Consider the following 10,908-nt stretch of genomic DNA (forward strand, 5'->3'; position numbering starts at 1 on the left):
GGTGATCAAGGAAGTTGCCACTTCCTTGATCACCGCAGGGAGGAGGAGGGGTGGGATGTGGTGGAGGGGGTGACCCGTCGCGCCCGCAGCCGGGCAGGACCCGGCCGTCACCAGGAGAGAACCGTGCTCGCTGCCCGCTTCACCGGACCCGGCCTGCCCCTCGAGCTGCAGGAGGTCCCGCGCCCCGAACCCGGACCCGACGAGGTCCTCGTGCGCGTGCGCGCCGCCGGCGTGTGCGCGACCGAGCTGCACTTCACCGAGGGCCTGCTGCCGGCGGCCCGCACCCCGATCACCCTGGGGCACGAGGTCGCCGGCACCGTCGAGGAGGTCGGCGGCGCCGTCAGCGCCTGGGCGCCGGGCGACCGCGTCGCGGTGCACTACCTGCACAGCTGCGGGGACTGCCGGCAGTGCCGCCGCGGGCGGGAGAACCTGTGCCGCGCCCCGCGCGGGATGCTCGCCTTCTTCTCCGACGGGGGTTTCGCGGAGTTCCTCGCCGTGCCCGCGCGCAGCCTGGCGCGCGTGCCCGAGGCGCTGACGTTCGAGCAGGCCGCGCCCGTGGCGTGCAGCGTGACCACCGCCCTGCACGCCGCCGCGGTCGCCGACGTGCGCGCCGACGACGTCGCCGTCGTCTACGGCGCCGGCGGGGTGGGGGCCGCGCTGGTGCAGGTGCTGCGCCACCGCGGTGCGCGGGTGGTGGCCGTCGCCCGCTCGCAGCGCCGCCGCGACCTGGCCCGCGAGCTGGGCGCCGAGCACGTCGTGGACCCCGCCGACGGCGACGTCGGCGCGCAGGTGCAGCGCCTCACCGGCGGCGCCGACGCCGTGTTCGAGCTGGTGGGCACCGCCGCCACCGGTCGGCAGGCCCTGGCAGCCCTCGCCCCGGGCGGGGCGCTGGTCTACGTCGGCTACTCCGCCGAGCGCGTCGAGCTGAACCCCGTGGAGCTCGTCGTGCCCGAGCAGCGCATCCTCACGTCCGTCTCGAACACCCTGGCCGAGCTGGAGCTGGGCCTGGACCTCGTCGCGCGCGGGGTGGTGCGCTCCGTCGTGGACCGCACCGCGCCGCTGAGCGCCGTGAACGACGTCCTGGGCGCGCTGTCGCGCGGCGAGGTCGCCGGCCGGGCGGTGCTGGTGCCGTGAGCGCCGCCGCGGGCCGGACCCTGCACCTGGGCGCGTTCCTGTACGGCACCGGCCACCACGCCGCCGCGTGGCGCCACCCCGCCTCGCCGGTGGAGCGCCTGGGCGACGTGGCCTGGTACGAGGAGCTGGCCCGCACCGCCGAGCGTGGCCTGCTGGACGCGGTGTTCTTCGCCGACGGGCAGTCCGCCGGCGACGTCTCCCTGGGTCCGGGGTGGTTCCTGGAACCCACCACCACGCTGGCGGCGATGGCCCGCGCCACCGAGCGCGTGGGGCTGGTGTGCACGGTGTCCACGACGTTCTGGCAGCCGTTCGCCGCCGCCCGCACCCTGGCCTCCCTGGACCACCTCTCCGGCGGGCGCGCCGGGTGGAACGTCGTCACCTCCATGCACGACGCCGAGGCCCGCAACTTCGGCATGGAGGAGATGCCGCCCTCCGCGCAGCGGTACGCGCGCGCCGCGGAGTTCGTCGACGCCGCCCTGGCGCTGTGGGGCTCCTGGGACGCCGACGCCCTCGTGCTCGACCGCTCCGGGCGCTACGCCGACCCCGCGCGGGTGCGGGCGGTGGGCCACCGCGGGGAGCACTTCCGCGTCGACGGGCCGCTGACGGTGCCGCGCTCCCCGCAGGGCCGGCCGGTGCTGTTCCAGGCCGGTTCCTCCGAGCAGGGCCGCGACCTCGCCGCCCGGCACGCGGAGGGGGTCTACGCCGTCGCGCACGACCTGCCCAGCGCGCGCGCGTACCGCGGGGACGTGCGCCGGCGCGCCGCCGCGGCCGGGCGCGACCCCGACGAGCTGGTCGTCATGCCGGGTCTGGTGGCGTTCGTCGGCTCCACCGAGGCCGAGGCGCGCGCGGCGCGCGCCGAGCTGGACGCGCTGCTGCCGGTGGAGCACTCCCTGGCGCAGCTGTCGCTGTTCGTGCGCCAGGACTGCTCCGGCTGGGAGCTGGACGCGCCCGTGCCGCCGCTGCCGCCCGCGGAGGGCTTCGAGGGTCCGCGCGGGCGCTACGAGACGATCCTGCGGATCGTCGACGTCGAGCGGCCCACGGTGCGGGAGCTGCTGGGCCGGCTGGCCGCCGGCGGCGGGCACTGCACCGTCGTGGGCACCCCCGAGCAGGTCGCCGACCGCCTCGAGGAGTGGTTCCGCGGCGGAGGCGCGGACGGCTTCAACCTCATGCCGCCGGCGCTGCCGGGCGCGCTGGAGGCGTTCGTCGACCACGTCGTGCCGGAGCTGCAGCGGCGCGGGCTGTTCCGGCGCGAGTACGCCGGCACCACGCTGCGCGAGCACCTCGCCGGCTGAGCGCGGCAGGCACGCGGAGGACGGGCGGCGGGGCGGGCGGCGGGGCGGGCGCCGGGGGAGCGGCCCGGCTGGCAGGGTGGCGCGGTGGCACCGGAACCGCCGTCGACACCCCCGCGCCCGGCCCGCCGGCGGGTCCTGGCCCGCCGCGCGGGCACCCTGGCGCTCACCGCGGCGAGCCTGGCCGCCGTCGTCGTGCTGGCCCGCCGGGTCGAGGGCCTGGACCTCGGCGAGCGGCTGCGCGGCGCCGACCCCGGCGCGGTCGCCGCCGCGGCGCTGCTGTCCCTGGTGCCGCTGTTCGGCAACGTGCTCTCGATGCTGGCGCTGTCGCCGGTGCGGCTGCCGTTCTGGCGCACCAGCGCGCTGTGGCTGTCCACGTCCTTCCTGAACCTGCTCACCCCCGCCAGCACCGGTGGGGTGGCGCTGACCGTGCGCTACCTGCAGCGGCAGGGGGGCCTGCCGCTGGCCGTGGCTGCCACGACCGTCGGGCTGGTGCAGTCCACCGCCGCGCTGGTCACCGCGGTGCTGCTGGTGCTGTCCCTGCTCGCCGCGGGCCGCGGCCGCCTCCTGGGCGCCGAGCTGCCCTGGCCGGCGGCCGTCGCGGCGCTGGTGGCCGCCGGTGCCGCCGCGCTGGCGGTGTCCCGGTGGCCGCGGGCGCGGCGGGAGCTGCGCGAGCGCGTCGCGGTGCCGGTGCGGCGCGAGTGGCCGGCGCTGCGGCGGGCGCTGACCGACCCCGGCCGCCTGGCGCTGGCCCTGCTGGGCCACCTGGCCGTGCCGCTGGGGTTCGCGGCCGCGCTGGCCGCCTGCGCGCGGGCGTTCGGGGGCGAGCCGGCCACCGAACTGCTGGTGCTCGTCGTGGTGGGCAGCTCCGCCGTCACCGCCGCCGTGCCGGTGCCCGGCGGGGTCGGCGCCGCGGAGGCCGCCCTGGCCGCCGGGCTCGTCGTCGCCGGCCTGGACCCCGGCACGGCGCTGTCCGCGGCGCTGCTGCACCGCGTGCTCACCTTCTGGGCGCGGGTGCCCCCGGCGTGGGTGGCGGTGCTGTGGCTGCGGCGGCGCCGGGCGCTGTGAGCCGCCGGCGCCGGGCCCGGCGCGGTCCCGGGCGCGCCCCGGACGGCGGGTCCTCGACTGGCGCGCCCTCGCCGCGCCGACCTACCATCGGCGTCAGCAATCCAGGGTCCTGGTGCCGCAGTGGCTGGGGGCGGCGCCGCCGCACTGGAGGCTACCCACCCCCGTGGACCACCACGACGTCCTGACCCCCTCGCGCGCCCGCGGCACCCGCGGCGCGCTGTCCACCTACGGCCGGCTGCCCGCCGTCGCCGGCTGGCCGTACCTGGCCGTCTCCGCCCTGGCGCGCCTGCCCGTCTCGATGGTGCCCATCGCCACGCTCACCGCCGTGACCTCCACCAGCGGCTCGGTGGCCGCCGGCGGCGCGGCCAGCGCCGCCACCGCCATCGGGCAGGCCCTGGGCTCGGCCGCCACCGGCGTGCTGTGCGACCGGCACGGCCAGCGCCGCGTGCTGCTGGCCCTGGTCCCGGCCCACCTGCTCGTCCTGAGCGGGTTCGTGCTGGCGCTGGGCGGTGCGCTGCCGGCGCTGCTGGCCGCGGCGTTCCTGACCGGCGCCACCCTGCCGCAGGTGGGCCCGCTGTCGCGGGTGCGGTGGATGCGGCTGTCCCCGGCGGACGTGCGCACCGCCCTGGCCTACGAGGGCGTGGTGGACGAGCTGTCCTTCGTCGCCGGTCCCGCCGCCGTCGGGCTGGTCGCGCTGGCCTCCGGCGCCCGCACGCCCCTGGTGGTGGCCGCGGTGCTCACCGCCGTGTTCGCCACCGCGTTCGCCCTGCACCGCACCGCCCGCGCCGCCGCGCCGCTCACCGCCGCCGCGCCCGCCCCCGGGGAGCAGGCGGGCCCCGCCGGGCGGGCGCCGTCCCTGCTGCGCCCGGTGCTGGGGATGCTGGCCATGGGCGCCGTCTTCGGCGGCACCCAGGCCGCGCTGACCGGCGCCGCCGGCGAGGCCGGCCGCGTCTCCGACGGCTCCCTCGTCTACGCGGCCCTGGCGATCGGCTCCACGATCACGGCGCTGGGGATGGTGCTGGTGCCCGCGCACGTGTCGCTGCGGCGGCGCTGGTTCCTCGGCGCCGCCGGCCTGGTCGTCGGGGCGCTGGCGATGCTGGCCGCCGCCGGCAGCACCGCCGCGCTGGTGCCCGCGACGTTCCTCACCGGCCTGTTCGTCGGCCCCGTCATGGTCACCGTGAACACCGTCACCGCCGAGACCGGCGGTCAGCGCACCGGCGGCGCGGCGATGACGCTGCTCACCAGCGGCACCGTCCTGGGCATCGCCGCCGGCTCGGCGGTCGCCGGGGCGCTGGCCGACGCCGCCGGCGCCCGCTGGGCGTTCGCGGTGGCGGTCGTGGCCGCCGCCGCGCTCACCGCCCTGGCGGCGCTGCGCCCCGCCCGCCGCGGCTGAGCCGCCGCGGCCGGAGCGGGCTCAGCCGTCGACCTGGGCCCGCTCCGGCAGGTGCTTGGCCGCGTCGTACAGCAGGTGCAGCACGTCCGAGCCGAACACCGCGGTGAGCATCGCCGCGGCGCTGCGCGTCAGGCGCGGGGCGACCACGCCGCCGGCGACGAGGCCGGTGGCCACCCACACCGACGCGCAGAACGGGCACGTCAGCAGCTCGCCGATCGAGTGCCGCAGCCCGCTGCCGCGCACCTCCTCCATGACCTCCCCCTCCCCGGCGTTGCCGGCGAAGCGGGTGAACGGCGCGCGGAACGGCGCGGTCACGGCGTCCTTGGTCAGCAGCCGGCTGCCCTGGTGGGTGGCCAGCGTCAGCAGCGCCAGGTCCCCGGCGGTGAACCGGTCCGGCAGGGTGCGCCCGCGCGCGCGGGCCAGCAGGCCCGCCCCGCCCACGGCGCCCGCGTAGACGCCCATGAGGGTGAGGAACCCGCCCAGCGGGCGCTCCTCCTCTCCCTGGTAGGCGGACTGCACGGCGTGCAGGCGCTGGTGGAGGTCCGAGACCGTCGGGGTGTCGCGTGCCATGCCCCCTCCCTACCCCGCCGCGGCCCCGCGCACGCGCCGGGACGGGAGGGGATCAGCCGCGCCGGGGGGCCCGGTCCAGCAGCCCGAACTCGTCCCAGAGCTGGTCGGAGCGGTCCACGCTGGCGCGGGTGCGCTCGGGGTCGAGCGCCGCGAGCTCGGCGACCAGCGCCTGCACCACGGCCAGCGCGGGCGTCAGCGAGGGGAAGAACGAGACCCCCTCGGCGGGCACGAGCAGCACGTGCCGGGCGGCGGCCGCCAGCGGGCCGCTGGCCGAGTCGGTGAGCGCGCAGACCGTCGCGCCGCGGGCCGCGGCGGTGCGGGCGGCCTGCACGGCGCTGGTGTAGAGCCGCCAGAAGCTGACGGCGACCACCACGTCCCCCTCGCCGCAGGCGGCGAGGGCGTTGACGGTCGAGGCGGAGGCGCCGTCGTGGAACTGCACGTCGTAGCCGGCCAGGGCGGCGTTGTGGGCCAGCGGCAGCGCGACGCCGGCGTAGCTGCCGGAGGCGACGACGAGGGTGCGCCGGGCCGCGGCGACCGCCTCGGCGACGGCGCGCACGGCCGCGGGGGCGGGGCCGCGCGAGAGCACGGCGAGGTCGTCGACGTCGCGGCGCAGGGACGCGGTGGCGGGGGCGTCGGTGAGGCGGCCGTGCTCGGCGGCGACCTGGGGGGCGCTGAGGGAGGACAGGTAGCGCGCCCGCAGCTCCTGCTGCAGCGCCGGCCAGCCGTCGAAGCCCAGGGTCTGCGCGGTGCGGGTGACGGTGGCGACGTTGGCGCCCGCCAGGGCGGCGACCTCGGCGGTGCCCCCGTAGGAGGCGGTGCGCGGCTTGGTGGCCAGCACGTGGACGACGGCGCGCGACTTCGCCGACAGCCCGCCGGCGGGCGCGCACGAGGCGAGCCACGTCTGCAGACCCGCGACGGTCGCCGGGTCGACGTCCTGCTGCTCGGTCACGGGGGAACGTTACGGGAACATTTCTCGCAAAGACCGTTGCAACGAGGTGAAGTTGCCCCCTAGCTTTGCGGCAACTCCCCCTCCACGCCCCCCACCCGAGGAGCGCACGTGGACCTCCTGCACCGCCTCGACCGGCTCCCGCTGAGCAGGCCCCACTACCTGCTGCTGCTCATCGGCGGCCTCGGCTACACCTTCGACGGCCTCGACGGCGCCGTCGTGGCCTTCCTGCTGCCCGACGTGCGCGAGACCTGGGCGCTGTCCGGCGCCCAGGCCGGGGTCATCGGCTCGGCCACCCCCATCGGCTACCTCGTCGGCGCCACCGCCGCCGGCCTGCTCGGCGACCGCGTCGGCCGCCGCCGCGTCATGATGTGGGCGCTGGCGTTCTACGCGTTCTTCACCCTCGTCGCGGCCGCCGCCCCGAACTTCGAGTCCTTCGTCGCCGCCCGCATCCTCGCCGGCCTGGGCACCGGCGCCGAGAGCGCGATCATCGCCCCGTTCCTCGCCGAGTTCGTGCCCGCGAACCGGCGCGGCTGGTTCATCGGGGCGCTCGCCGGGTTCTTCTCCTTCGGCTACGTCACCGCCGCCCTGCTCGGCCGCTTCGTCGTCCCGCTGGACGACGGCTGGCGCTGGGCGCAGGTCCTCACCGCCGTGCCCGTCGTGATGCTGCTGTGGTGGCGGCGCACCCTGCCGGAGTCGCCGCGGTTCCTGCTGCTGCGCGGGCGCACCGCCGAGGCGGAGGCCGTCGTGGCGGGCATGGAGCGCTCCGTCGAGCGCGCCACCGGCCGCCCGCTGCCCCCGGTGCCCGCCGCGGCCACCGCCGCCGCCGCGCCCGCCGTCACCACCGCCCCGCCCACCCTCGCCTCCGCGCTGCGGTTCCTGTGGAGCCGGGCGATGGCCCGGCGCACCGCGGTGGTGTGGACGATGTGGTTCGTCACCACGTTCGCCTACTACGGGTTCTTCTCGTGGATCCCGACCCTGCTGGTGGACCGCGGCCTGACGGTGACGAGGAGCTTCGAGTTCTCCATCATCATCTACCTCGCGCAGATCCCCGGGTACTTCTCCGCCGCGTGGTTCAACGAGCGCTTCGACCGCCGCCTGACCATCGCCACCTACCTGGTGGGTTCCGCGGTGAGCGCGTTCGCGCTCAGCCAGGCGGGCACGTCCGTCACCATCGTCGTCGCCGGCGCGGTGCTCTCGTTCTTCCTCAACGGCACCTACGCCGGCCTGTACGCCTACACCCCCGAGGTGTTCCCCACCTGGGTGCGCGCCAGCGGCACCGGGCTGTCCAGCGCGTTCGGCCGCATCGGCAGCATCAGCGCCCCCTTCATCATCGGCGTCACCTCCGCCTCCCTCGGTTTCGGCGGGGTGTTCACGATGGTCACCGCCGTCCTCGTCGCCGGGGTCGCCGTGGTCCTGGTGTTCGGGCTGTCGACCGCCGGGCGCTCCCTGGAGGAGCTCACCGAGGAGACCGGTGCACCCGGGGCGGGAGAGGCCCCCGCGCGCCGGCAGGGGGTGCAGGCGTGAGCGCCCCGCCCACCCGCACCACGCGGCCGGCCGCCCCGGTGGCCGCCGCCCCGGGGTTCGCCGCGGTGCAGGAGGCGGCGCGCGCGCTCGTCGGCGTCACCCTGTTCACCGTCCTGGCCTGGGACGCCGAGCGCTGCGCGCTCTCGCGGGTGCACACCTCGCACCCGCGCGAGTACCCCGTCGGCGGGGAGAAGTTCATGCCGCCGGACGCCCCGTGGCCGCAGCACGTCCTCGTCCGCCAGCGCACCCACCTCGGGCCCCGGCCCGCCGACGTGGCCGCGGTGTTCGCGGACTGGCCGGCCATCGCCGCGCTCGGCTGCGGCGCCACCCTGAACGTCCCCGTCGTCGCGGCGGGACGCACCCTCGGCGCGCTCAACCTGCTGGCCCCCGAGGGCACCTACGACGAGTCCTCGGTCGCCGCGGTCGCACCGCTGGCCGAGCTCGCCCGCGAGCCCCTGCTCGCGTGGCACGAGAACCGCAAGGGGAGGAACCCGTGAACGCACCCGCCCTGCTGGTCCGCGGTGGCGACGTCCTGGACGTGGCCACCGGGCAGTACCTGGAGGGCCACGACGTCCTCGCCGTCGACGGCCGCGTCCAGGAGGTCGGGCGCGACCTGCGCACCGGCCTGGACGCGCAGGTCCTGGACGCCACCGGTTCCCGGGTCCTGCCCGGCCTGGTCGACTGCCACGTGCACGTCACCGCCGCCACCGCGGACCTCGGCGCCCTCACCGCGTGGCCGGTCACCTACGTCACCGCCCGCACCGGTGCGCTCATGCGCGCGATGCTGGAACGGGGTTTCACCACCGTGCGCGACACCGGCGGCGCCGACCACGGCCTGGCCCGCGCCCAGGCCGAGGGCCTGATCAGCGGCCCGCGCCTGGCGTTCGGCGGCAAGGCGTTCAGCCAGACCGGCGGCCACGGCGACACCCGCACCGCCGGCCAGCACGCCCACGAGGACCCCGGCTGCTGCGTGGCGCTGGGCCGCGTCGTCGACGGCGTGGAGGCGCTGCGGGTGGCCGCCCGCGAGGAGCTGCGCAAGGGCGCCCACCACCTGAAGGTCATGGCCGGCGGCGGGGTGTCCTCCCCGACGGACCGCATCGACTCCACCCAGTACTCGCAGGAGGAGCTGCGCGCCGTCGTGGACGAGGCGCGCGCGGCGAACCGCTACGTCACCGCGCACGCCTACACCGCCCGCTCCGTCGAGCACGCCCTGAGCGCCGGCGTGCGCAGCATCGAGCACGGCAACCTCATCGACGCGCGCAGCGTCGAGCTGCTCGTCGAGAACGACGCGTTCCTGGTGCCCACGCTCGTCACGTACTGGGCGCTGCAGGAGGAGGGCCGCGAGTTCGGCCTGCCCGAGGACAGCTGGCGAAAGGTGGAGCAGGTGCTGCACGCCGGGCTCGGCGCGCTGGAGCTGGCCCACCGCGGCGGCGCGCGCATCGCGCACGGCTCGGACCTGCTCGGCGGGATGCAGCGCCACCAGTCCCAGGAGTTCCGCATCCGCGGCGAGGTCCTGCCCGCCCTGGACGTCCTGCGCTCGGCCACCACCGTCGCCGCGGAACTGCTGGGCATGACGGGCGAGGTCGGGGTCCTCGCCCCCGGCGCGCACGCCGACCTCCTGCTCGTGGACGGCGACCCGCTCACCGACGTCGCCGTCCTGGCCGAGCCCGGAAAACACGTGCAGGTCGTCGCGCAGGCGGGCAGGGTCGTGCACGACCGACGCTGAGGCGGACCCGGGGAGGCACCGGTGCACCAGGGGGAGGCGCGCGCGCAGCCCGCGCGGCGGCTGGACCGCACGGGCCTGCGCGAGGTGTTCGCCGACGCCTTCACCGGTCCCGCCCCCGACCCCTCGCGCTGGATCGCGCACTACCTGCCGCACTGGACGACGCTGGAGCGCTCGGCGGCCCGGTTCTCCCTGGACGGCGACGGGCTGCGGCTGCTGGTGGAGGCGGACCAGCCGGCGTGGCGCCCGGAGGACGGGGAGCTGCGCGCGTCGAACCTGCAGACGGGCGCCTCCTCGGGCCCGGCCGGCTCGCCGGTGGGGCAGCACCGGCACCGCCCGGACCTGCGGGTGCGCTCGCCGTGGCCGCGGCGCGCGCTGTGGACGCCGTCGGCGGGCGTGCTGGAGGCGACGTTCACCGCGCCCGCCGACCCCACCTGCATGGCCGCGGTGTGGCTGGTGGGCTTCGAGGACTCCCCGGGGGAGTCGGGGGAGGTGTGCGTGGCGGAGCTGTTCGGCGACGCCGCCGGACCGGGCGGCTCCACCGTGCGGGTGGGGGTCAAGGCCCACCACGACCCGCGCCTGCGCGACGACGTCGTGGACGTGCCCGTGCCGTTCGACACCTCCGCCGGGGCGCACGCCTACGCGGCGGAGTGGGACGCGCGGCGGGTGCGGTTCTTCGTCGACGACGTCCTGGTGCACACCAGCGAGCAGGGCACGGCGTACCCGCTGCAGCTCATGGTCGACCTGTTCGAGTTCCCCGCCGCCGGCGCGCGCGACCCCGCCCGGTACCCGAAGTCGGCGACCGTGCGCTCGGTGCGCGGCTGGGAGCGCTGAGGGCCCGCGCCGCCCGCCTCACCCCGGCGGCGCCTGCCGGGCGGCGTCCAGCGCCCGGGCGAAGGCGTCCACGGCCGCGCGCCCCGCGCGGGTGCTGAAGCGCAGCGGGCGCCCGTCGACGACCACCTCCACGCGCAGGGCGCCCAGCGCGGGCAGCGCGCGCCGCTCGCGCACGCCCACCGCCCCGACGCTGCCCAGCGGCACCGAGGCCACCGACGGCCCCCCGACGAGCTGCGGCTGGCTGAGCCACAGCCGCGCGGTGCCGACCGCCAGCGCCCCCGCCCCGGCGCCGGAGAGGTTGCCCAGCGGGCCGGCGGACAGCGGCAGCAGCGCCAGCGGGCTCTCGCCCTCCTGGGTCATCCGGCCGAGCAGGACGGCGTGGGCGGGGTCGTCGAGGGACACCGCTCCGTCCTACCGCAGCCCG

General features: G+C 77.7%; 11 protein-coding genes. 8 read left to right on the plus strand and 3 right to left on the minus strand.

Going from position 1 to position 10,908, the window contains the following annotated elements; translation table 11 throughout:
- The first annotated feature begins 123 nt into the window (after positions 1-123).
- The 4 genes from ACRYR7_RS12025 (at position 124) to ACRYR7_RS12040 (ending at position 4,884) form a co-directional block, all read left to right on the plus strand.
- Positions 124-1,134, plus strand: a complete 1,011-nt coding sequence (locus ACRYR7_RS12025) for an alcohol dehydrogenase catalytic domain-containing protein (protein ID WP_432572331.1) — start codon at positions 124-126, stop codon at positions 1,132-1,134.
- Positions 1,131-2,426, plus strand: coding sequence for an LLM class flavin-dependent oxidoreductase (locus ACRYR7_RS12030; RefSeq protein WP_432572332.1), 1,296 nt, complete (start codon positions 1,131-1,133; stop codon positions 2,424-2,426). The genes ACRYR7_RS12025 and ACRYR7_RS12030 overlap by 4 nt, the downstream gene beginning before the upstream one ends.
- Positions 2,427-2,510: 84 nt before the next feature.
- Complete coding sequence (locus ACRYR7_RS12035; protein ID WP_432572333.1) at positions 2,511-3,491, plus strand: lysylphosphatidylglycerol synthase domain-containing protein; 981 nt, start codon at positions 2,511-2,513, stop codon at positions 3,489-3,491.
- 163 nt (positions 3,492-3,654) lie between these two features.
- Positions 3,655-4,884: an MFS transporter gene (locus ACRYR7_RS12040; protein WP_432572334.1), complete on the plus strand. Its 1,230-nt coding sequence runs from the start codon at positions 3,655-3,657 to the stop codon at positions 4,882-4,884.
- Between the two features lie 21 nt (positions 4,885-4,905).
- On the opposite strand, the gene ACRYR7_RS12045 is transcribed toward ACRYR7_RS12040, so the two are convergent.
- Positions 4,906-5,454, minus strand: a complete 549-nt coding sequence (locus tag ACRYR7_RS12045) for a DUF1360 domain-containing protein (protein ID WP_432572335.1) — start codon at positions 5,452-5,454, stop codon at positions 4,906-4,908.
- A gap of 52 nt (positions 5,455-5,506) precedes the next feature.
- A complete protein-coding gene (locus tag ACRYR7_RS12050) occupies positions 5,507-6,403 on the minus strand; it encodes a MurR/RpiR family transcriptional regulator (protein ID WP_432572336.1) in 897 nt (298 codons plus the stop codon).
- A 108-nt stretch (positions 6,404-6,511) separates the two neighbouring features.
- Between ACRYR7_RS12050 and ACRYR7_RS12055 the strand changes: the two genes are divergently transcribed.
- Genes ACRYR7_RS12055 through ACRYR7_RS12070 form a run of 4 tightly spaced genes read left to right on the plus strand, consistent with a single transcriptional unit; the run spans position 6,512 to position 10,484 of the window.
- Positions 6,512-7,927 carry an MFS transporter gene (locus ACRYR7_RS12055; protein ID WP_432572337.1) on the plus strand — a complete coding sequence of 472 codons (1,416 nt, stop codon included), beginning with the start codon at positions 6,512-6,514 and terminating at the stop codon, positions 7,925-7,927.
- On the plus strand, positions 7,924-8,424 hold the full coding sequence (locus ACRYR7_RS12060; RefSeq protein WP_432572338.1) for a GAF domain-containing protein: 501 nt from the start codon (positions 7,924-7,926) through the stop codon (positions 8,422-8,424). The genes ACRYR7_RS12055 and ACRYR7_RS12060 overlap by 4 nt, the downstream gene beginning before the upstream one ends.
- Positions 8,421-9,653 carry a metal-dependent hydrolase family protein gene (locus tag ACRYR7_RS12065; protein ID WP_432572339.1) on the plus strand — a complete coding sequence of 411 codons (1,233 nt, stop codon included), beginning with the start codon at positions 8,421-8,423 and terminating at the stop codon, positions 9,651-9,653. Before ACRYR7_RS12060 ends, ACRYR7_RS12065 begins: the two co-directional genes overlap by 4 nt.
- 21 nt (positions 9,654-9,674) lie before the next feature.
- On the plus strand, positions 9,675-10,484 hold the full coding sequence (locus tag ACRYR7_RS12070; protein ID WP_432572340.1) for a glycoside hydrolase family 16 protein: 810 nt from the start codon (positions 9,675-9,677) through the stop codon (positions 10,482-10,484).
- Between the two features lie 18 nt (positions 10,485-10,502).
- On the opposite strand, the gene ACRYR7_RS12075 is transcribed toward ACRYR7_RS12070, so the two are convergent.
- Positions 10,503-10,886, minus strand: coding sequence for a hypothetical protein (locus ACRYR7_RS12075; protein WP_432572341.1), 384 nt, complete (start codon positions 10,884-10,886; stop codon positions 10,503-10,505).
- Positions 10,887-10,908: the final 22 nt, after the last annotated feature.

The sequence above is a fragment of the Kineococcus gurbantunggutensis genome (genome assembly GCF_050871925.1).
Lineage (GTDB): Bacteria > Actinomycetota > Actinomycetes > Actinomycetales > Kineococcaceae > Kineococcus.

Bases quoted from the DNA above. Each gene is read 5' to 3' on its own strand.
- ACRYR7_RS12045 (WP_432572335.1), bottom strand. From the start codon at position 5,454: ATGGCACGCGACACCCCGACGGTCTCGGACCTCCACCAGCGCCTGCAC.